20 protein-coding genes and 1 riboswitch are annotated in these 20,200 nt (G+C 62.3%); all 20 genes read left to right on the top strand.

Features of this window, described 5'->3' with window-relative positions; genetic code table 11:
* Positions 1-109 precede the first annotated feature (109 nt).
* A riboswitch (cobalamin riboswitch) is annotated at positions 110-332 on the top strand.
* A 169-nt stretch (positions 333-501) separates the two neighbouring features.
* Positions 502-1,737: a sirohydrochlorin cobaltochelatase gene (locus C7J97_RS01445; protein ID WP_113991835.1), complete on the top strand. Its 1,236-nt coding sequence runs from the start codon at positions 502-504 to the stop codon at positions 1,735-1,737.
* Positions 1,738-1,881: 144 nt separating this feature from the next.
* On the top strand, positions 1,882-2,724 hold the full coding sequence (locus C7J97_RS01440; RefSeq protein WP_113991834.1) for an iron transporter: 843 nt from the start codon (positions 1,882-1,884) through the stop codon (positions 2,722-2,724).
* A 6-nt stretch (positions 2,725-2,730) separates the two neighbouring features.
* The gene (locus C7J97_RS01435) at positions 2,731-3,873 is read left to right on the top strand and encodes an ABC transporter substrate-binding protein (protein WP_113991833.1); all 1,143 of its coding nucleotides are present in this window, start codon (positions 2,731-2,733) and stop codon (positions 3,871-3,873) included.
* A gap of 10 nt (positions 3,874-3,883) precedes the next feature.
* Positions 3,884-4,900 (top strand): FecCD family ABC transporter permease, encoded by a 1,017-nt coding sequence (locus tag C7J97_RS01430; protein WP_113991832.1) that lies wholly within the window; start codon positions 3,884-3,886, stop codon positions 4,898-4,900.
* On the top strand, positions 4,897-6,810 hold the full coding sequence (gene cbiD / locus C7J97_RS01425; RefSeq protein ID WP_113991831.1) for a cobalt-precorrin-5B (C(1))-methyltransferase CbiD: 1,914 nt from the start codon (positions 4,897-4,899) through the stop codon (positions 6,808-6,810). The genes C7J97_RS01430 and cbiD overlap by 4 nt, the downstream gene beginning before the upstream one ends.
* Before the next feature lie 5 nt (positions 6,811-6,815).
* Complete coding sequence (gene cobM / locus C7J97_RS01420; protein ID WP_113991830.1) at positions 6,816-7,574, top strand: precorrin-4 C(11)-methyltransferase; 759 nt, start codon at positions 6,816-6,818, stop codon at positions 7,572-7,574.
* A complete protein-coding gene (locus C7J97_RS01415; protein WP_113991829.1) occupies positions 7,571-8,569 on the top strand; it encodes a cobalt-precorrin 5A hydrolase in 999 nt (332 codons plus the stop codon). Before cobM ends, C7J97_RS01415 begins: the two co-directional genes overlap by 4 nt.
* Positions 8,562-9,329, top strand: a complete 768-nt coding sequence (cobJ, locus tag C7J97_RS01410) for a precorrin-3B C(17)-methyltransferase (RefSeq protein ID WP_005926359.1) — start codon at positions 8,562-8,564, stop codon at positions 9,327-9,329. The genes C7J97_RS01415 and cobJ overlap by 8 nt, the downstream gene beginning before the upstream one ends.
* Positions 9,326-10,063, top strand: a complete 738-nt coding sequence (gene cobK / locus C7J97_RS01405) for a precorrin-6A reductase (RefSeq protein WP_005926362.1) — start codon at positions 9,326-9,328, stop codon at positions 10,061-10,063. The genes cobJ and cobK overlap by 4 nt, the downstream gene beginning before the upstream one ends.
* A complete protein-coding gene (gene cbiE, locus C7J97_RS01400) occupies positions 10,060-11,256 on the top strand; it encodes a precorrin-6y C5,15-methyltransferase (decarboxylating) subunit CbiE (RefSeq protein WP_005926366.1) in 1,197 nt (398 codons plus the stop codon). The genes cobK and cbiE overlap by 4 nt, the downstream gene beginning before the upstream one ends.
* Complete coding sequence (locus tag C7J97_RS01395) at positions 11,253-12,593, top strand: cobyrinic acid a,c-diamide synthase CobB (RefSeq protein ID WP_005926369.1); 1,341 nt, start codon at positions 11,253-11,255, stop codon at positions 12,591-12,593. Before cbiE ends, C7J97_RS01395 begins: the two co-directional genes overlap by 4 nt.
* A gap of 5 nt (positions 12,594-12,598) precedes the next feature.
* Positions 12,599-13,663: a nicotinate-nucleotide--dimethylbenzimidazole phosphoribosyltransferase gene (cobT, locus tag C7J97_RS01390; RefSeq protein ID WP_113991828.1), complete on the top strand. Its 1,065-nt coding sequence runs from the start codon at positions 12,599-12,601 to the stop codon at positions 13,661-13,663.
* Positions 13,657-14,178, top strand: a complete 522-nt coding sequence (locus C7J97_RS01385) for a bifunctional adenosylcobinamide kinase/adenosylcobinamide-phosphate guanylyltransferase (protein ID WP_005926375.1) — start codon at positions 13,657-13,659, stop codon at positions 14,176-14,178. Before cobT ends, C7J97_RS01385 begins: the two co-directional genes overlap by 7 nt.
* Entirely contained in the window at positions 14,175-14,927 is a 753-nt protein-coding gene (locus C7J97_RS01380) for an adenosylcobinamide-GDP ribazoletransferase (protein ID WP_113991827.1), read from the top strand. The genes C7J97_RS01385 and C7J97_RS01380 overlap by 4 nt, the downstream gene beginning before the upstream one ends.
* On the top strand, positions 14,924-15,250 hold the full coding sequence (locus C7J97_RS01375) for a bifunctional adenosylcobinamide kinase/adenosylcobinamide-phosphate guanylyltransferase (protein WP_113991826.1): 327 nt from the start codon (positions 14,924-14,926) through the stop codon (positions 15,248-15,250). Before C7J97_RS01380 ends, C7J97_RS01375 begins: the two co-directional genes overlap by 4 nt.
* Positions 15,244-15,843: a histidine phosphatase family protein gene (locus C7J97_RS01370; protein ID WP_113991825.1), complete on the top strand. Its 600-nt coding sequence runs from the start codon at positions 15,244-15,246 to the stop codon at positions 15,841-15,843. The genes C7J97_RS01375 and C7J97_RS01370 overlap by 7 nt, the downstream gene beginning before the upstream one ends.
* Positions 15,840-16,790, top strand: coding sequence for an adenosylcobinamide-phosphate synthase CbiB (cbiB, locus tag C7J97_RS01365; protein ID WP_113991824.1), 951 nt, complete (start codon positions 15,840-15,842; stop codon positions 16,788-16,790). The genes C7J97_RS01370 and cbiB overlap by 4 nt, the downstream gene beginning before the upstream one ends.
* Positions 16,787-17,839 carry a threonine-phosphate decarboxylase CobD gene (gene cobD / locus C7J97_RS01360; RefSeq protein ID WP_113991823.1) on the top strand — a complete coding sequence of 351 codons (1,053 nt, stop codon included), beginning with the start codon at positions 16,787-16,789 and terminating at the stop codon, positions 17,837-17,839. Before cbiB ends, cobD begins: the two co-directional genes overlap by 4 nt.
* On the top strand, positions 17,836-19,332 hold the full coding sequence (locus C7J97_RS01355) for a cobyric acid synthase (protein WP_113991822.1): 1,497 nt from the start codon (positions 17,836-17,838) through the stop codon (positions 19,330-19,332). Before cobD ends, C7J97_RS01355 begins: the two co-directional genes overlap by 4 nt.
* Entirely contained in the window at positions 19,329-20,003 is a 675-nt protein-coding gene (locus C7J97_RS01350) for a precorrin-8X methylmutase (RefSeq protein ID WP_112120795.1), read from the top strand. Before C7J97_RS01355 ends, C7J97_RS01350 begins: the two co-directional genes overlap by 4 nt.
* The last annotated feature ends 197 nt before the right edge of the window (positions 20,004-20,200 follow it).

Below are 20,200 nucleotides of genomic sequence, written 5' to 3'. Positions count from 1 at the left end.
CCTTGCTTTCAGTTTCGAGCTAAGTATACACCTTCCGGCAGGGGGAAGGTCAAGCATTTCTCCGTTTTTTCTTGCGTTTTGTATAGGGCTGTGCTATACTTTTTGACGAACTGAACAGAAAACAGCAGGTGCGTTCCGTCACTTTGCCCCACCGGGCGGCGGCAGGGACGTTAAAAGGGAAGCGGGTGTCAATCCCGCACGATCTCGTCACTGTGATAAGGGAGTCCACTGTCAGGGTGCTTTTGCACCGGTCACTGAGCCATCCGGCTTGGGAAGGCGGCAGCGGGCGTTGAGCTTTCAGTCAGGAAACCTGCCCGCTGTTGGTACCGGGGCTTTGCCGCCCCAGATCACGAGGAATTGGTTGTACCAAAAAGCCTGTAAGATACGGGGTCTTTTTGCTTTGCCATTTCGCAAGCGGAAGACCCCGTTTTTTGCCGATTCTCTTTCCTGTACCCTTCTGTTCGGTGCCGTATTTCACCCACATCAGGAAAGGAAAACAAGATGAAAAAACGCAACATCCGCAAAACGGCGGCCGCTCTGACCGCTCTGGCTCTGTGCGCCGGTGTACTGACCGGCTGCGGCGGGGCTGCATCCAGCACTGCTTCCTCTGTTGCTGCCAGCTCTGCCGCCAGCAGCGAAGCTTCCAGCGCAGACGCTGACGCACTGGCCGCACAGAACGTGGCAGACTTGATTGACGCCATCTATGTGCAGCAGCGCACCGATGACACCGATGCCCAGTGCGAAGCCGCAAAGGCTGCATGGGACGCTTTGACCGATGCCCAGAAGGAGCTGGTGGAGGGCGAGAACGCCGACCCCGACTACTTTGGCCGCGACACCGGCGATGCCTCCAAGGACGATGCCCGCAACGCCGATGAGATCGGTGAGAACGAGCTGCTGGTGGTGTCCTTCGGCACCTCCTTCAACGACAGCCGCGCCGCCGACATCAAGGGCATTGAGGACGCTTTGCAGGCCGCATACCCCGACTGGAGCGTGCGCCGCGCCTTTACCGCACAGATCATCATCAACCATGTGCAGGCACGCGATGGCGAGAAGATCGACAATATGCAGCAGGCGCTGGACCGCGCTGTGGCAAACGGCGTGAAGAACCTGATCGTGCAGCCCACCCATCTGATGCACGGTGCAGAGTACGACGAGATGAACGAGATGCTGGACCAGTACCGCGACAAGTTTGAGAGCGTTGCTGTGGCCGAGCCCCTGCTGGGCGAGGTCGGCGCGGATGCTTCCGTCATCAATGCAGATAAGGAAGCTGTTGCCAAGGCTGTTACCGCTGCCGCTGTGAAGGAAGCCGGTTACGACAGCGCCGCTGCTGCCGCCGCCGATAAGACCGCTTTCGTCTTTATGGGTCACGGCACCTCTCACACCGCCAAGGTGAGTTACAGCCAGATGCAGACCACCATGCAGACGCTGGGCTACGACAACGTGTTCATCGGCACGGTGGAGGGCGAGCCTGAGGACACCTCCTGCGAGGCCGTCATCGAGGCTGTGAAGGCTGCCGGTTACACCAAGGTCATCCTGCGCCCGCTGATGGTGGTGGCAGGCGACCACGCCAACAACGACATGGCCGGTGAGGACGCCGACAGCTGGCTGAGCCAGTTTACCGCCGCAGGCTGCTTTGAGAGTGTGGACTGCCAGATCTCCGGTCTGGGCCGCATTGCGGATGTCCAGCAGCTGTACATTGCACATACCAAGGCCGCTATGGATCTTCTGAACGGCTAATGGATTCAGAAGCCCTCTCCGGCGCTGCCAAGCATACGGAGAGGGCTTCTTTTATGGGCGCATTCCCCGCACGAGGAGAACGTGCCCCCTGCCCCGGCAGCTTAGACGCCGGGCAAAAATTTAGGATACTGAGGTATTTATTTTATGCGTTGCAAACAGTTTATCATCGTTTCTCTGGCCGGTGTGGTGCTGGCTGCTTCTCTGGCAAGCTGCGGCGGGGCTGTCCCTGCCTCCTCCGCTGCGGCAAGCTCTGTTGCTTCTTCCGTGGTGGCTTCCTCTGCTGTGGCCGAAGCTGCCCTGCCGGATGGCGTATATACCGCTGATTTCGAGACCGACAGCAGTATGTTCCACCCCAATGAAGCCTGCAACGGCAAGGGCACCCTGACCGTGGAAAACGGCGTGATGACCTTCCACGTCAGTCTGGCTTCCAAAAAGATCGTGAACCTCTACCCCGGCCTTGCCGCCGATGCCGAGGCCAACAAGACCGCTTGGCTCATCCCCACCGTGGACACGGTTACCTACGCAGACGGCACCACTGAGGAAGTGTACGGCTACGACATCCCGGTAGAAGCACTGGATACCGACTTCCAGCTGGCGTTGCTTGGCACTAAGGGCAAGTGGTACGACCATATCGTGAGCGTGCGCAACGCCGAGCCCAAGACCGAGCAGGCCGTCGAGACCCCCGCAGACGGCGCATACACCGCTGCCGTAGTGCTGGAGGGCGGCTCCGGCCGCGCCACCGTAGAAAGCCCCGCTGCCCTGACCGTGGCAGAGGGCAAGATGACCGCCACCATCGTGTGGAGCAGCCCCAACTACGACTACATGATCGTGGACGGCGAGAAGTATCTGCCCACCAATACCGAGGGCAACTCCACCTTTGAAATTCCTGTAGCTGCACTGGGCACTCCGCTGGCTGTTACCGCCGACACTGTTGCCATGAGCAAGCCCCACGAGATCGAATACACCCTGACTTTTACCTTGGAGTAATCTTCCATGAAGCTGACCCGCGCTCAATTTTTAAAGGCTCTGCCCGCCGCCGCGCTGGTGCTTGCAGGCTGCACCGCCGCGCCCACCGCACCCGCCGATACGGACGAGTTGGTGTTTGACCACGCCTACCCGCTGGACTATGCCACCCAGTTTACCGCCGACTGCTATGCAGACGGCTCTACCCTGCTGACCATCCCGGACGCACAGGCAAAGTTTCTTGTCCGGCCGGAGGGCGCTGCCACCTTGCACACCGTGCCCGAGGGAGTGACCGTTTTACAGCAGCCGGTGCAGAACATCTATCTGGTGTCCACCTCTGCCATGGACTTATTCCTCCATCTGGACGCGCTGGACAGCATTGCCCTTTCCGGCACCCGCGCCGAGGGCTGGTATCTGGATGAGGCAAAGCAGGCCATGCAGGCCGGACGCATTGCCTACGCGGGCAAGTACAGCGCCCCGGACTACGAGCGCATCCTGACCGCAGAATGCGGCCTTGCGGTGGAAAATACCATGATCTACCACACCCCGGAGGTAAAGGAACAGCTGGAACGGTTCGGTATCCCGGTGCTGGTGGAGCGCTCCAGCTACGAGAGCAGCCCGCTGGCGCGGATGGAATGGATCAAACTGTACGGCATCTTGCTGGGCAAAGAAGCCCTTGCCGAGGAGGTGTTCGCCCGGCAGGCGCAGCGCATTGCACCGCTGCTGGAGCAGCCCTCCACCGGCAAACGCTGCGCGTTTTTCTCCATTACTTCCAGCGGCCTTGCCACTGTGCGCAAAAGCGGAGACTATGTGGCGCAGATGATCGGCATGGCCGGGGGCGAATATGTTTTTGCAGACCTTGCCGACAGCGGCAACAGTCTTTCCACCATGAATATCCCACTGGAGGATCTTTACGCTGGGGTCAAGGATGCCGATGTGCTTATTTATAACGGCACCATCGAGGGCAGCATCTCCACAAAAGAAGAACTGCTTGCCCGCTGCGCGTTGCTGGCAGAATGCAAGGCGGTGCAAAGCGGGAACATCTGGTGCACGACGCCCAGCTTTTTCCAGCAGAGCATGGCACTGGCAGATTTTATGCTGGACCTCCACGCTGTTTTTACCGGGGAGACTGCCGACCCCGACACCCTGCATTTTTTGACCAAAATTACCTGAGGAGCCGCTTATGACCAGCCGCAAACGCCTTGTTTTTTCCTATTGCTGCCTTGCCCTGCTGCTGGCGATGCTGTTTGCCGTGAGCCTGTTCTGGGGCAGCGTTGCGCTTACCCCGCAGGCCGTGCTTGCAGCCCTGACCGGACGCGGACAGGACGCGCTGAGCGTAGGCATTATCACACAGCTGCGCCTGCCCCGCGCGGTGATGGCCGTGTTGCTGGGCGCTGCGCTCTCGGCAGCAGGCTATCTGTTGCAGACCTTTTTTGCAAACCCCATTGCCGGCCCCTTTGTGATGGGCATTTCCAGCGGGGCTAAGCTGGCGGTGGCGCTGGTGATGGTGCTGTTTTTGAACTACGGCCTACTGACAAGCTCTGCCGTACTCATCCTTGCAGCCTTTGCGGGCGCTATGGCGGCCATGGCCTTTGTGCTGGCCGCTGCGCGCCGGGTACAGCGCATGAGCATTCTTGTAATATGCGGCGTGATGATCGGCTATATCTGCTCTGCCATCACCGAGTTTGTGGTGGCCTTTGCGCAGGACAGCAGCATCGTCAACCTGCACAATTGGTCGCAGGGCAGCTTTTCCGGCATGACGTGGGGCAACGTGCGCACGGCAGCGCTGGTGGTGCTGCCCGCGCTGGCGGCGGCCTTCTGCCTTGCAAAGCCCATGGCCGCTTACCAGATGGGTGAAGCCTACGCCCGCAGTGTGGGTGTGGATGTGCGGCGGTTTTCCCGGCTGCTGGTGCTGCTTTCCAGCCTGCTGGCCGCCTGCGTTACCGCCTTTGCCGGGCCTATCTCCTTTGTAGGCATTGCCGTGCCGCACCTTGTCAAGCAGCTGCTGGGCAGCGCCCGCCCGCTGTATGTGCTGCCCGGGTGCTGCTTGGGCGGGGCGGCGTTCTGCCTGCTGTGTGATCTGATCGCCCGCAGCTTGTTTGCGCCCATGGAGCTTTCCATCAGCGCGGTCACCGCTGTATTCGGCGCGCCGGTGGTCATTGGGCTGCTGCTGCGCCGCAACCGGGAGGATGTGCGATGAAGTACTCTGTTGAAACCAACGCCCTTGCCATCGGCTACGGCAAAGCTGCCCTTGCCCGGGATATCGCGCTGGGCGCTGCCAAGGGGCAGGTGCTGGCGCTCATCGGCCCGAACGGCGCAGGCAAATCCACCCTGCTCAAAACCTTGGCCGGGCAGCTTGCCCCTTTGGGCGGCGCGGTACTGCTGGACGAGCAGGAGCTGGCACGCATCCCCGGCAACGCCCGGGCGCAAAAGCTGGCGCTGATGCTGCCCCACACCCGCCGCACCGAGCTGACCACCTGCTTTGAGTTTGCGGCGGCAGGACGCATCCCCTACACCGGGCGGCTGGGTATCCTTTCCGCCGAGGACAAAAAACAGGTACAGAGCGCGCTGGAGCTGGTGGGCGCAGCGCATCTGGCCGACCGGGACTTCAACTGCGTCAGTGACGGACAGCGGCAGCGCATTCTGCTGGCGCGGGCAGTCTGTCAGCAGCCGCAGGTGCTTTTGCTGGACGAGCCCACCTCTTTTCTGGATATCAAGGGCAAGATCGAACTACTGACCATTTTGCAAAAGCTGGCGCATGAGCAGCAGCTTGCGGTCATCGTGACCCTGCACGAGCTGGATATGGCGCAGAAGATCGCGGACGCGGTGGTCTGCGTTTCGCCGCACGGCGTTTCTGCGCCCATGTCCCCGGCACAGGCCTTTGCCCGGGAAAATATCAAAGCACTCTACGGCCTGACCGAGGAACAGTACAGCGCTGTTTTTGGTCCACCAAAGCCGGAAAAGCCCCAATTTGAGCACTATGTGCGCAGCGGGCAGAAGCTGCTACGCTGCGGCTACACCACCGGCACCTGTGCGGCACTGGCCGCTGCCGGGGCCGCTCGTCTGCTGCTGACTGACACTGCACCGGAAACCGTCGCCCTGCGCACGCCGAAAGGCATTGTGGTGGAGGTGGCTCCCCTGTTCTGCCGCACCGTTGCCGAGGGCGCGGAATGCGCCATTGAAAAGGACGGCGGCGACGATGTGGACGTGACCACCGGTCTGCCGGTGACCGCCACGGTGACGCTGCTGCCCGGCACGCCCGAGGTACGCATTACCGGCGGCGCGGGAGTGGGCCGGGTGACGAAACCCGGGCTGGACCAGCCGGTCGGGCAGGCCGCCATCAACCATGTGCCCCGGCAGATGATCACCGAGGCGCTGCGCCGGGAGGCGGAAGCCGCCTGTTATCCCGGCGGCTTTGCCGTGACTATCTCTATCCCCGGCGGCGAGGAGGTGGCCCGGCGCACCTTCAACCCCCATATCGGGGTGGAGGGCGGACTGTCGGTGCTGGGCACCAGCGGTATCGTAGAGCCCATGAGCCAGCAGGCCATTCTGGACACCATCCAGCTGGAGATGAATCAGGCGGCGCTGCGGACAAACGACCGCCGGCGGCTCATCCTCGCCCCGGGCAACTACGGGCTGGACTACCTGCACGAAACGTATCCGCAGTTTGCCGCTATCCCGGTGGTCAAAACGTCCAACTTTATCGGAGATACGCTGGATATGGCAGCAGCGGCACACTTTGAACAGGTGCTGCTGGTGGGGCATATCGGCAAGCTGTGCAAGCTGGCGGGCGGCATTATGAACACCCACTCCCACACGGCAGACTGCCGCACGGAGCTGTTCTGCACCCACGCCGCCCTGTGCGGTGCTGACCGGAAGGTGTGCACTGCGCTGTACAATGCAGCCACCACGGATGCCTGTCTGGAGATTCTGGATACAGCCGGGCTGCGGGAGCCGGTGCTGCAAAGCCTGCTTGCCGCCATCCAGCTGCATCTTGACCGCCGCGCGGGCGGGGCGTTCCGGGTGGGCGCGGTGCTGTTTTCAAACCAGCACGGCCCGCTGGGACAGACCGAGACTGCCGCCCGCCTGTTAGACGAATGGAAGGAGTAACGCACATGGTACATTTTGTGGGCGCAGGCCCCGGCGCGCCGGATCTGATCACCCAGCGCGGTGCAGCATTTTTACAGGCCGCAGACTGTATTATTTACGCAGGCAGTCTGGTCAATCCGGCGCTGCTGGGGCTGGCAAAGCCGGGCTGTGCTATCTATAACAGCGCCGAGATGACGCTGGAGCAGGTACTGGACGTGATGCGCCGGATGGAAGCTGCCGGTAAAAACACTGTGCGGTTACACACCGGCGACCCCTGCCTGTACGGTGCCATCCGGGAGCAGATGGATGCGCTGGACGCAGACGGAGTTTGTTACGATGATACCCCCGGTGTTTCCAGCTTTTGCGGCGCTGCCGCTGCGCTGAACGCCGAGTATACCCTGCCCATGGTCAGCCAGACGGTCATCATCACCCGCATGGAGGGGCGCACCCCCGTACCGGAGCGGGAAAGGCTGGCAAGCCTTGCCGCCCACGGCGCGACCATGGTGATCTTCCTGTCCATCGGGCTGATTGACAAGGTGCAGACGGCGCTTTTGCAGGGCGCATACACACCGGAAACGCCCGCCGCCGTGGTGTACAAGGCCAGCTGGCCGGAAGAAAAAATCGTGCGATGCACAGTTGGTTCTTTGGCTGAGAGCACCCGTGCAGCGGGCATTACCAAGACGGCACTTATCGTAGTGGGAGATTTTCTCGGCACGCAGTACGAGCGCAGCAAGCTGTACGACCCCGCCTTTACCACCGAATTCCGCAAAGGAGAACCGGTATGACCCGCGCTTACCTTGCCTTTACGGAAACTGGCCTTGCGCTTGCAAAGCGTCTTTCCGCCGCCTTGCCCGGCAGTGTTGCCCGGTGCGGGCGGGATGGTGTTTCTCTTGCAGAATGGTCAAGCGCACAGTTTGTGCAGTCGGATGCACTGATATTTGTAGGGGCTGCGGGTATTGCGGTGCGGGCCATCGCGCCCCACTGCAAGAGCAAGACTACCGACCCGGCTGTGGTAGTGGTGGACGAATGCGGGCGGTTTGCCGTACCCATTCTGTCCGGACATCTGGGCGGTGCGAATGATCTGGCGCGGGCCATTGCCACCGTATGCGGTGCGGTGCCGGTGATCACCACCGCCACCGATGCCCACGGCATTTTTGCGGTGGACGAGTGGGCAAAGCACCAGAACTGCATGGTGCTGGAGCCGGAGCGCATCAAGCTGGTCAGCGGCAAATTACTGGCCGGGCAGCCGGTATATTACCGGGCTGATTTCCCGGTAACAGGCACCGTGCCCGCAGGGTTATTCCCCGCTGATCCCCCGGAAAAAGCCGACTTTGCACTCACCCTTTGCCCCACCGGGCAGGCACTGCATCTTGTGCCGCGCATCGGAGTGCTGGGCATCGGCTGCAAGCGGGGCACAAGCGCCGACACGCTGGAAGCTGCCTTTGCCGCCTTCTGCACCCGACACAGCCTTGCTGCGCAGGCAGTTACCGCCGCCGCAAGCATCGACCTGAAGCAGAATGAACCGGGCTTGCTGGCCTTCTGTCAGGCGCGTGGCTGGCCGGTGCGGTTTTACTCTGCCGCACAGCTGCGCAGCTTGCCCGGGCAGTTCACTCCCTCCCCTTTTGTACAACGCGTGACCGGAGTGGATAATGTTTGTGAGCGGGCGGCTGTGCTGGACGCAGACGGCAGCCTGTTTTACCCGAAATTTGCCTGCAGCGGCGTGACCCTTGCGCTGGCGTGCAGGCCCTTTGCCCCGGACTGGAGGTGGCAGAATGCTTGACGTGATGGAAATCGATATTGACCGTCCCGAGAAGATAGTCTATGTCGTGGGGCTTGGCCCCGGCGAGCCTTTTTATATGACCCAGCAGGCCGCGAATACGCTGGAAAGCGTTGACGCGATTTGTGGATATAAGGTCTATCTTGACCTCATCCGCGATGAATTCCCCTGCGAGGAATACTATGCCACCGGCATGACGCAGGAGCTTGACCGCTGCCGCTGGGCGCTGGAAAAGGCACGCACCGGCAAGCGGGTGGCGCTGGTCTGCTCCGGCGATGCCGGGGTGTACGGCATGGCAAGTCCCCTGCTGGAACTTACCCCGGACTACCCGGATGTTGCCGTGGAAGTCGTGCCCGGGCTGACCGCTGCCCTCAGCGGCGGGGCAGTGCTGGGCGCACCGCTGGCGCACGATTTTTGCGTCATTTCCCTTTCCGACCGGCTGACCCCGTGGGAGGTCATCGAGAAGCGGCTGGCTTGCGCCGCTATGGGAGATTTCTGCGTTGCGTTGTACAATCCCTCCTCCAAGGGCAGGCCGGACTATCTGGCAAAGGCGGTGTGCATCCTGCTGGAAAACGGCAAAAGTGCCGATACCGTCTGCGGCATCGTGCGCAACATCGGCCGGGAGGGTCAGACCGCCCGAATCCTGACCCTTGCCCAGCTGAAAGACACTGCGGTGGATATGTTTACCACCGTGTACATCGGCAACGCCGCCACAAAGCAGCTGGGCGGCAGAATGGTCACCCCACGGGGGTACCGCAGATGAAGGCAGTGGTTTTTAGCGGCACTACCGAGGGGCGGGTGTTCTCCCGGCAGCTGGCGGCGCTGGGAGCAGAGGTTCTGGTCAGTGTTGCCACCCCGCTGGGTGCAGAGGAACAGGGCAAAGCAGACGGCATCACCGTGCACTGCGGGCGGCTGACCCCCGAGGAAATGACCGCTCTTTTACAGGGCGCTGCCCTGTGCATAGACGCCACCCACCCCTACGCGGTGGACGCCACAAAAAACATCCGGGCTGCATGTGCCGTGGCCGGGGTGGAGTATCACCGACTGCTGCGGGAAGAAAGCCCCTTGCCTGCCGGGAGCATGGTGTTTGCCACCGCCGCCCACGCGGCTGCATTTCTGGCCGGGTGCAGCGGCAATGTACTGCTGGCTACCGGCGCGAAAGAGCTTGCCGCCTTTGCGGCGCTCAGCCCGGAGCGGCTGTTCCCCCGGGTGCTGCCCACGCGGGAGGGCATTGCCGCCTGCGAGGCCGCCGGTATCCCACATAAGAACATCATTGCCATGCAGGGGCCATTCAGCTATGCGCTGAACTGCGCCCTGATAAAACAATTCTCCATCCGGTATCTGGTCACCAAGGACGGCGGTGCCGTGGGCGGCTTTGCCGAAAAAGCACAGGCCGCACAGGATACCGGTGCACAGCTGATCGTGGTGCGCCGCCCGGCCGAAAACGGACAAACTGCTGCACAAATTCTGGCACGCTGCAAGGAGGTTCTGGTATGATCTCTCTGATCGGAATGGGCTCCGGCTGCCCGGAAAGCCTGACCGCGCAAGGACTGGCTGCACTGCAAGGAGCAGGGCTCATCCTTGGGGCAAATCGCCTGTTGGAGCATTTACCGGCGGGGTGCACTGACAACTGCAAAGCCGTGTATAAACCGGAGGAAATCCTTGCGTGTCTTGCCGCACAGCCGGATACAGACACCGCTGTTTTGTACAGCGGCGACACCGGGTTTTACTCCGGCGCGGCAAAGCTGCTGCCCCTGCTGCGGGTCATGGGATACTCCGTCCGGGTGCTGCCCGGGCTTTCCAGCGTGCAGCTTTTAGCCGCAGCAGTGGGACGCCCTTGGCAGGACTGGAAACTGGTATCGGCCCATGGCCGTGCCTGCGACCCGGTAGCCGAGGTTTTGGCGCATCCACAGGTGTTTTTCCTCACCGGCGGCGGGGACACCCCTGCCACCCTTTGCGCCAAACTGACCGCCGCCGGGCTGGGCGCTGCTCACGCCCTTGTGGGCGAAAACCTTGGCACCCCTGCAGAAGCCATCCGCTTTGGCCTTGCCCGGGAACTGGCAGAGCAAAGCTTTGCACCGCTGAGCGTATTGCTCATCGAACGGGAGGCTTTGCCGTCCCGCCGCACCCCCGGCCTGCCGGACGATGCTTTTATCCGGGGCGCTGTGCCCATGACCAAGCAGGAGGTGCGCGCCGCCGCACTGGCAAAGCTGGCGGTCACCCCCACGGACACCCTATGGGACGTGGGCGCGGGCACCGGCAGCGTGAGCGTGGAGCTGGCGCTTGCCGCCCCTGCCGGACAGGTATATGCCGTAGAATGTGACCCGGAAGCCTGTGCACTGATCCAGCAAAACCGGGAGAAATTTGCTGCTTACAATCTGACCTTGATTGAGGGCAAAGCCCCTGAAGCTTTGGACACGTTGCCCGCCCCGGATGCTGTATTCATCGGCGGCACAAAGGGCAATATGGACGCTGTTATAGACGCCGTACTGCACAAAAATCCAGTCGCCCGGCTGTGCATTACCGCCATTGCGTTGGAAACGCTCAGCGCTGCCGTAGCTGCCCTGACCGCCCACGGCCTTTCTGCGGAGGTGACACAGATTGCCGTCAACCGCACAAAAACGGCGGGCAGTCTGCATTTGCTGATGGCTAACAACCCTGTGTTTCTCATTACGGGGGCACGGACATGATGCAGTTTCTCATCGCCGCACCGCGCTCCGGCAGCGGCAAGACCACCGTTACCTGTGCCGTGCTTACCGCATTGCAGCGGCGCGGGACTGACCCTTGCGCCTTCAAATGCGGGCCGGACTACATCGACCCTATGTTTCACCGCAGCGCGCTTGGGGTGGAAAGCCACAATTTAGACCTCTACCTCTCTGCCCCGGATACGGTGCGCACGCTTTACGCCCGCTATGCCGCCGGGCACGGCGCTGCCGTATGCGAGGGTGCCATGGGCTTTTACGATGGGCAGGGACTGACAACCCGTGCAAGCGCTTGGGAGCTGGCCGATACGCTGACGCTGCCGGTGCTGCTGGTAGTGCAGCCAAAAGGGGCAAGTATCACCCTTGCTGCCGAGCTGCAGGGGCTTTTGCAGTTCCGCACGCCCAGCCATATCGTGGGCATTCTGCTCAATGATTGCTCTGAGTCCTTGTACAAAACGCTGCGCCCGATGCTGGAAGCCGAGACCGGTCTGCCGGTGGTGGGGTATCTGCCCCATCTGCCGGGATGCGCCATTGAGAGCCGCCACCTCGGGCTGAAAACCGCTGGAGAGATATCGGACTTACAGCAAAAGCTGGTCAAGCTTGCCGATGCCCTTGTGCTGGACTGGGCACAGCTGGCAGTGTTGACCGACCGTCCTGCCCCGGCTGCGCCGCCGCTTGCCGCGCCGTGCACGCCCTCCGTTCGCATTGCCGTAGCGCGGGATGAAGCCTTCTGCTTTGCCTACGCCGAAACATTGGACGCCTTGCGGGACGCGGGTGCGGAACTTGTGTTTTTCAGCCCGCTGCGGGACGCCACCCTGCCGGAAAATATCGGCGGGTTGTACCTGCCCGGGGGCTACCCAGAGCTGTACGCCCGTCAGCTGAGTGAGAACCGCGCCCTGCGTACTGCTATCCGGGACGCAGTGCAAGAGGGTCTGCCCACTGCTGCCGAGTGCGGCGGCTTTCTGTACTTAGGGCAGACGCTGGAGGGTACAGACAGCAAGGTTTACCCCATGGCGGGTGTGCTGCCGGGCAGCGGGCACAATACCGGGCGGCTGGTGCGCTTTGGCTATGCCGTCATGACGGCAAAGGCTGGCAGTATGCTTTTCCACGCCGGAGAAGCGCTGCCCATCCATGAATTTCACCACTGGGATTCCTCCGAAAATGGCGCAGACTTTTCTGTGCGCAAAACCGAAAAAAGGCAGTGGGAATGCGGCTTTGCAAACACGCATTTGTATGCCGGTTTCCCGCATCTTTACTGGGCAGGTACTGCCCTGCCCCGCCGCTTTGTGCAGGCGGCGCAGCACTTTTTGAAACACAAAGGATGACGAAAATGACCGAAGCTGAACTGATGCAGCTGCTTGCTGCCATCACCCCGCCGGACGAAGCCGCCCGCGCCGCCGCCCACGCCCACTGGGCAAGCCTTGCCAAACCCTTGGGCGGACTGGGTGCACTGGAGACGATGCTGGAGGATGCCGCCGCGCTGACCGGCACGGCGCAGTTTGATTTTTCCCGCCGAGCGGTGGTGGTGCTCTGTGCGGACAACGGCGTAGTGGCGCAGGGCATAAGCCAGACCGACCAGAGCGTGACTCGCGCCGTAGCCGAGAACCTTGCTGCGCGGCGCACCAGCGTATGCAGGATGGCACAGGCGGCGCACTGCGATGTGCTGCCGGTGGATTTGGGCATTGTCGGTGCGCCCGTACCCGGCGTGCGGGACTGCCGCATTGCCGCCGGGACTGCGGACTTTACCAAAGGCCCTGCCATGACCCGCGCCGAGGCAGTGGAGGCCATTGGCCGGGGCATCGCCCTGACCCGGCAGCTTGCCGCCGAGGGCTACGGGCTTGTGGCCACCGGTGAGATGGGCATTGGCAACACCACCACCTCCAGCGCTGTTGCTGCCGTGCTGCTGGCACAGCCGGTACAGACCATGACTGGGCGCGGTGCAGGGCTTTCCGATGCAGGGCTTGCCCGCAAGGTGGAGGCCATCCGGCGGGGCATTGCCTGCAATGCCCCCGACCCCGATGACGTATTGGACGTACTGGGCAAACTGGGCGGCTTTGATATCGCCGGTCTGTGCGGGATGTTCCTGGGCGGGGCGCTGGCGGGTGTGCCCGTGCTGATGGATGGCTTCATCAGCGGGGTGGCAGCGCTGTGCGCCGTGCGGCTGTGCCCGGCAGCGGCCAAGGCCGTGTTTGCCAGCCACTGCTCCACCGAGCCTGCCGCCCGGCTGGTGCTGGACGCGCTGGGCAAAACGCCCCTGCTTACCGCCGGGCTGCATCTGGGCGAGGGTACCGGCGCAGTGGCCAGTATCCCACTGTGGGACATGGCGCTGGCGGTGTACGAGGGGTGCTATTCCTTTGCGGAGGGCGGCATTGCGCCGTATACGCCCCAATGCTGACGCTGGTACTGGGCGGCGCTGCCAGCGGCAAAAGCGAATACGCCGAAGCTCTCGTGCTGCGCAGTGCTTTGCCGCGGTATTATCTGGCCACCATGCAGGTGTGGGATGCCGAGTGCGCCGCCCGGGTGGAAAAGCACCGCAAAATGCGCGCTGCAAAGCAGTTTGAGACCCTCGAGTGCCCGCTGCATTTAGAGACGGTGCATTTGCCCCGCAGGGGTACCGCACTGCTGGAGGACTTGGGCAACCTGACCGCCAACGAGCTGTACGACCCCGCCGGAGCGGGCGATGCCGCCGCCGAGCACATTTTGCAGGGGCTGGAGAGCCTTGCCGCGCAGTGCGAAAACTTGATCGTTGTCTCCAACGAGGTATTCAGCGGCGGCGCGGACTATGCCGGGGATACCGACCGCTATCTGCTGGCGCTGGCACGGGTGAACAACGCCCTTGCCGCCCGGGCAGACGCCGTAGTGCGGGTGGTGTGCGGCATCCCTGTCTATTATAAAGGAGTGGAAAAATGATCGTTTTGCAGACCATTGCGGTGGCCTTTGCCATGTTTTCGGCGGTGCCGGTGCCGCAGTTTGCGTGGAACGAAAAGAATATGCGGTACGCGCTGTGCGCCTTTCCGCTGGTGGGGCTTTTATGCGGGGCACTGTGGTGCGTGTGCGGTGTGCTGCCGCTGCCCGCCCCGGCGCGGGCGGCAGGGTTCTGCCTTGTGCCGGTGTGGGTGACCGGCGGCATCCATCTGGACGGCTATGCCGACACCTGTGACGCCCTTGCCAGCTACGGCGACCGGGAAAAGAAGCTGGAAATTTTAAAGGACCCGCACTGCGGTGCCTTTGCGGTCATCCGGCTGTGCAGCTATTTTGCGGCTTACCTCTGCCTCGCCGCCTGTGTGCAGTTCACCCCCCGGGTGGGCGCGCTGTGGACGCTGGCGCTGGTGCTGGAGCGGGCACTTTCCGGCCTTGCGGTGGCGGCCTTTCCCATGGCTAAAAACACCGGCCTTGCCCACACCTTTGCCTCCGCTGCCGACCGTACCGCTGTGCGCAATGTGCTGGCAGTGCTGGCGATACTGCTTTGTGGGGCGCTGCTGGCTTTAGGCGGCGGAGCACTGGCGGCAGTTGCAATCTTGCTGTTTTTGTGGTATCACCATGTAGCCGTACAGCAGCTGGGCGGCATTACCGGCGATCTCGCCGGGTGGTTTTTGCAAAAGACTGAGCTGTGGATGCTGGCGGCGCTGTGCGCCTGCCAATGGGGAGGGCTGTTATGATCTTTATCACCGGGCCGCTGTACAGCGGCAAGCGCACCTTTGCCCGCACCCTGCCCGGCCGCTGCATCACAGATGCGCAGCAGCTTGCCGCCGGGTGCAAGGACAATGCTGAGCTTGAGAAACTTGCGGACAAATTATCCGCTTATGATATCGTGCTGTCCACCGAGGTGGGCGGCGGTGTGGTGCCCATAGACCCGGCCGAGCGTGCCGCGCGGGAAAACGCCGGGCGGCTGGCCTGTATGCTGGCGGCACGCGCTAAGTGCGTGGTGCAGATGTTCTGCGGCATCCCCACCGTTTTGAAAGGAGAATTGCCGGAATGCTGATCTATTTATTACGTCACGGCCTGACCGAATACAACGCCGAAAAGCGCTATCAGGGGCAGCGGGATATCCCGCTTTCTGCCGCCGGGCGCGCTATGCTGTGCCGGGCAGATATTTCCCCTAAGACTGTGTATATTACCCCGCTTTGCCGCACCCGGCAGACCGCTGAGGTGCTGTTTCCGGGCGCAAGGCTCGTAGAAATAGACGGGCTGAAGGAGATGTGCTTTGGCAGCTTTGAGGGGAGAAATTATATTGAAATGGAGCACGACCCGGACTACCTTGCATGGGTAGCCGCCAACTGTGAAAGCCCCTGTCCGGACGGCGAGACCAAGGCTGCATTCTGTGAGCGCATTTGCGCGGCTTTTTCTGCGCTGGTGGACAAAAGCCTTGCGGATGGCGAAGAGATGCTGGTCATCTTAGCCCACGGCGGCACCCAAATGGCCGCCATGGAGCGTTATGCCCTGCCCCACAAAAATTATTACGAATGGTGCGCCCCCAACGCCGGCGGCTTTGTGCTGGACGCTAAGGACTGGGCGGCAAAGCGGGTACTGCATTTGGTAAAGACCGTACAGTACACAAAGGAGGCGCAGGCATGATCGGCTACGCGGTACTGGGCGGCTTTGTGCTGGATGCCGTTTTCGGCGACCCTGCGTGGCTGCCGCACCCGGTAGTGTATATGGGCAAAGCCATCTCTGCGCTGGAAAAAGGGCTGCGTGCCCGCCTGCCCAAAACGCCAAAGGGTGAGCTTTGGGGCGGGCACATCTTGGCCTTTTGCTTACCGGTGGGCACCTTTGCGATCACAAGCCTTGTCTGCATGGGAGCCGCCGCCCTGCACCCGCTGCTGGGACTGGCAGTGCAGATGTTCTGGTGCGGACAGGCCCTGGCGGCAAAGGGGCTTGTGCAGGAGAGTATGAACGTCTACCAGGAGCTGACAAAGCCCGACCTGCCTGCCGCCCGCATTGCCGTGAGCCGCATCGTGGGGCGGGATACGCAGGCACTGACTGCGGAAGGCGTGACCAAAGCCACTGTGGAGACCGTGGCGGAAAACGCCAGCGACGGGGTGATCGCACCGCTGTTGTATATGCTGCTGGGCGGCGCTCCGCTGGCACTGACCTACAAGGCCATCAACACCATGGACAGCATGGTGGGCTACAAAAACGAGCGATATCTGCGCTTTGGGCGTGCAGCGGCAAAGCTGGATGATATTGCGAACTTTTTGCCCAGCCGCATTGCCGCCCTGCTGTGGGTGGCGGCTGCTGCCCTGACCGGCAACGATGCCCGCAGCGCGTGGCGCATCTGGCGGCGGGACAGGCGCAACCATGCCAGCCCAAACAGTGCCCAGACCGAGAGCGCCTGCGCCGGTGCACTAAACGTGCAGCTGGCGGGGCCTGCCTACTATTTTGGTCAATACTACCCTAAGCCCACCATCGGCGATGCCGTGCGTCCCATTGAGCCGGAGGATATCCGCCGCGCTGACCGCATGATGTACGCCGAAAGCCTGCTGGCGCTGGCGCTTGGGCTGGTGATACGAGGTATTTTATGATGCAGCTTGTACATGGCGGCGACTGGGCAGGTTACCGGGCGCAGTACGGACAGGACGCGCTGGACTTTTCGGCCAATGTCAGCCCGCTGGGACTGCCGGAGGGGGTGGCAAAGGCCATCACCGCCGCGCTTGCCACCGCAGACCGCTATCCTGACCCCCTCTGCCGCGCTTTGCGGGCAAAGCTGGCAGTGCACGAAACCGTGCCTGCAGCGCATATCCTGTGCGGCAACGGCGCGGCAGACCTGATCTTCCGGCTGGTGTGGGCGGCAAAGCCCCGCACTGCCCTGCTGCCCGCCCCTACCTTTGCGGAGTATGCCGCCGCGCTGGAAACCGCGGGCTGCACCGTCCGGCGGCATTTCCTGCGTGAAAGCGAAGATTTTGCAGTGACGGAAGCGTTTGTTTCCGCTGTGGATGAGGACACCGACATGGTATTCCTCTGTCAGCCCAATAACCCCACCGGACAGCTGACGCCGCTAGCACTGGTAGAGGCGCTGCTGCGCCGGTGTGAAGCTTGCGGTGCGCTGCTGGTGGTGGACGAGTGCTTTCTGGACTTTTTACCGGAAAGCGAAGCGCTGTCTGCCAAAAAGCTGCTGGCAAGCCCGAACCTCATCATCCTGAAAGCTTTTACAAAGCTGTACGGCATGGCCGGAGTGCGGCTGGGCTACTGCCTGTGCAGCAACATCGCCCTGCTGGATAAGATGCAGGCCGCCGGGCAGCCGTGGGCAGTTTCCAGCCTTGCACAGGCGGCGGGGCTGGCGGCGCTGGACGAGACCGCCTATGTAGCCCGGGTGCAAGTGCTTATCGCGCAGCAGCGTCCTGTTTTGCGGGACGGGCTGCACGCACTGGGGCTGCGGGTGCTGGATGGCAGCGCGAATTACCTGCTGTTTCAGGCGCCGGAAACGCTGGGCGATGCCCTGCGGCCGCGCGGCATCGTGCTGCGCAGCTGCGGCAACTACCCCGGACTGGACGGCAGCTGGTACCGCACCGCCGTGCGCACCGCGCCGGAAAACCAGCAGCTTTTAAAAACCTTACAGGAGGTGCTTGCATGAGCCGGGCAAAATGTATCATGGTGCAGGGCACGATGAGCGGGGCGGGCAAAAGCCTGCTGTGCACCGCGCTGTGCCGTATTTTTGCACAGGACGGCTACCGGGTAGCCCCCTTTAAAAGTCAGAACATGGCGCTGAACAGCTTTGTCACCCGGGATGGGCTGGAAATGGGCCGCGCACAGGTAGTACAGGCACAGGCTGCCGGCATAGAACCGGATGTGCGCATGAACCCCATTCTGCTCAAACCCAGCAGCGATGTGGGCAGTCAGGTCATCGTGAACGGCGAGGTGCGCGGACAGATGCCCGCAGCCGCCTACTTCAAACTGAAAAAGAGCCTGATCCCGGACATTTTAGCCGCATACAATAGTCTGGCCGAAGAGGTAGACATCATCGTCATCGAGGGCGCAGGCAGCCCGGCAGAGATCAACTTAAAAGCGGACGATATCGTCAATATGGGGCTGGCAAAGCTGGTGGATGCACCGGTACTGCTGGCGGGAGATATCGACCGGGGCGGCGTGTTTGCGCAGCTGTACGGCACGGTAGAGCTGCTGGAACCCGCCGAGCGGGCACGCATCAAGGGGCTGGTCATCAACAAGTTCCGGGGCGATGCCGCCATCCTGAAACCCGGCCTTACCATGCTGGAGGAAAAGACCCATCTGCCGGTGCTGGGCGTTGTGCCCTACCTGCGGGTAGATATCGAGGACGAGGACTCCCTCTCCTCCCGGCTGGAAAGCAGCACCGCCGTCAAGCCGCTGGATGCTGCCATTCTGCGGCTGCCGCATATCTCCAATTTTACGGATTTTATGCCGCTGGAGCAGCACCCGCTGCTGAGCGTGCGGTATGTGCAAAGCCCCCGGCAGCTGGGCGCACCAGATGTGGTCATACTGCCGGGCACAAAAAACACCATAGACGACCTGCTCTGGCTGCGGCAATGCGGGCTGGAAGCTGCGGTGCAAAAGCTGGCAGCTGCCGGCACGCCGGTGCTGGGCGTATGCGGCGGCTACCAGATGCTGGGCGAGACCCTTGCCGACCCCGAGGGCACCGAGAGCGGACGCAGCCAGACCGTGCGCGGGCTGGGGCTGCTGCCCATCCAGACTGTGTTTACGGACGCCAAGCACCGCACACAGGATACTGCCACCGTCACCGCGCCGCAGCTGGCGGGGGCAGTGCTGACCGGTTACCAGATCCATACCGGGCGCACTACCGTGCAGGGTGTGCCCTTCTGCCGCCTTGCAGACGGCAGCGCCGAGGGCTGCGTGCAGGGCAACGTGGCGGGCACTTATCTGCACGGCCTGTTTGATACCGGGGAGCTGACCGAAAAACTGGTGCAGTTGCTGTGCAGCCGCAAGGGCATCTCCCCTGCCGATGCACCGCTGCTCTCCATGCAGGAGTACCGTCAGCAGCAGTTTGACCTGCTGGCCGACGGCGTGCGCCGGGCGCTGGACATGAACGCCCTGTACGCCGCCATGGGACTGGAAGGGAGGAACACTGTATGACCCCACAGCACCATCTGCCCGCCGATATCGAGCGGACGAGCCTTTCTATCATCACCGCAGAGCTGGACGCAATGGGCCTGACCCCACCGCCGGAGACTGCCGCCGTGGTCAAGCGGGTCATCCACACCACCGCCGATTTTGACTACGCCCGCAACCTGCGCTTTACCCCCGGCGCGGTGGCGGCGGGCGTGGCGGCATTGCAAGCCGCTGCACCCATCGTTACCGACACCAACATGGCGCTTTCCGGCATTACAAAGCCGGGCCTTGCGCGGCTGAGCAGCACAGCGCTGTGCTACATGGCAGACCCGGAGGTAGCCGCGCTGGCAAAGGCCAACGGCACTACCCGGGCGGTGGCGTCCATGCAAAGAGCCGCCGCCGAACACCCCGGTGCCATCCTTGCGGTGGGCAACGCACCCACGGCGCTGCTGACCATTGCCGACCTGATCGAAACCGCCGGGCTGCGCCCTGCGCTGGTCATCGGGGTGCCGGTGGGCTTTGTGAACGTGGTGGAGAGCAAGGAGCGGCTGTTCAGCGTCTGCACCGCCCACGGTGTGCCCGCTATCGTTGCCATGGGGCGCAAGGGCGGCAGCAATGTTGCCGCTGCCATCTGCAACGCGCTGGTGTATTCCGCCGCCGGGATGCTGGACCCCACCGACCGGGGATGGAAATAATATTTTTATTGTTCGCGTTCAAAGTGCTCTGCGGCGCACTTTGAACGCTTTTTTTAACCAATTCTCCCCTAGAGGGGTATTCTTTCATTGGCTGGTATGGTATACTCGGCTTAGTTCAACAAATCGGAATTGACGGAGGAACAGTTATGGATATATTAGTAAGAGATGCAAAGCTTGAAGATGCTGAACGTATTTTA

It is taken from the genome of Faecalibacterium prausnitzii (assembly GCF_003324185.1).
GTDB classification, from domain to species: domain Bacteria; phylum Bacillota; class Clostridia; order Oscillospirales; family Ruminococcaceae; genus Faecalibacterium; species Faecalibacterium prausnitzii.
This window is presented reverse-complemented; position numbering and strand designations above follow the sequence as displayed.

Coding starts and splice junctions, on each gene's coding strand:
- C7J97_RS01445 (WP_113991835.1), top strand. CDS start 502: ATGAAAAAACGCAACATCCGCAAAACGGCGGCCGCTCTGACCGCTCTG.
- C7J97_RS01440 (WP_113991834.1), top strand. CDS start 1,882: ATGCGTTGCAAACAGTTTATCATCGTTTCTCTGGCCGGTGTGGTGCTG.
- C7J97_RS01435 (WP_113991833.1), top strand. CDS start 2,731: ATGAAGCTGACCCGCGCTCAATTTTTAAAGGCTCTGCCCGCCGCCGCG.
- C7J97_RS01430 (WP_113991832.1), top strand. CDS start 3,884: ATGACCAGCCGCAAACGCCTTGTTTTTTCCTATTGCTGCCTTGCCCTG.
- cbiD (WP_113991831.1), top strand. CDS start 4,897: ATGAAGTACTCTGTTGAAACCAACGCCCTTGCCATCGGCTACGGCAAA.
- cobM (WP_113991830.1), top strand. CDS start 6,816: ATGGTACATTTTGTGGGCGCAGGCCCCGGCGCGCCGGATCTGATCACC.
- C7J97_RS01415 (WP_113991829.1), top strand. CDS start 7,571: ATGACCCGCGCTTACCTTGCCTTTACGGAAACTGGCCTTGCGCTTGCA.
- cobJ (WP_005926359.1), top strand. CDS start 8,562: ATGCTTGACGTGATGGAAATCGATATTGACCGTCCCGAGAAGATAGTC.
- cobK (WP_005926362.1), top strand. CDS start 9,326: ATGAAGGCAGTGGTTTTTAGCGGCACTACCGAGGGGCGGGTGTTCTCC.
- cbiE (WP_005926366.1), top strand. CDS start 10,060: ATGATCTCTCTGATCGGAATGGGCTCCGGCTGCCCGGAAAGCCTGACC.
- C7J97_RS01395 (WP_005926369.1), top strand. CDS start 11,253: ATGATGCAGTTTCTCATCGCCGCACCGCGCTCCGGCAGCGGCAAGACC.
- cobT (WP_113991828.1), top strand. CDS start 12,599: ATGACCGAAGCTGAACTGATGCAGCTGCTTGCTGCCATCACCCCGCCG.
- C7J97_RS01385 (WP_005926375.1), top strand. CDS start 13,657: ATGCTGACGCTGGTACTGGGCGGCGCTGCCAGCGGCAAAAGCGAATAC.
- C7J97_RS01380 (WP_113991827.1), top strand. CDS start 14,175: ATGATCGTTTTGCAGACCATTGCGGTGGCCTTTGCCATGTTTTCGGCG.
- C7J97_RS01375 (WP_113991826.1), top strand. CDS start 14,924: ATGATCTTTATCACCGGGCCGCTGTACAGCGGCAAGCGCACCTTTGCC.
- C7J97_RS01370 (WP_113991825.1), top strand. CDS start 15,244: ATGCTGATCTATTTATTACGTCACGGCCTGACCGAATACAACGCCGAA.
- cbiB (WP_113991824.1), top strand. CDS start 15,840: ATGATCGGCTACGCGGTACTGGGCGGCTTTGTGCTGGATGCCGTTTTC.
- cobD (WP_113991823.1), top strand. CDS start 16,787: ATGATGCAGCTTGTACATGGCGGCGACTGGGCAGGTTACCGGGCGCAG.
- C7J97_RS01355 (WP_113991822.1), top strand. CDS start 17,836: ATGAGCCGGGCAAAATGTATCATGGTGCAGGGCACGATGAGCGGGGCG.
- C7J97_RS01350 (WP_112120795.1), top strand. CDS start 19,329: ATGACCCCACAGCACCATCTGCCCGCCGATATCGAGCGGACGAGCCTT.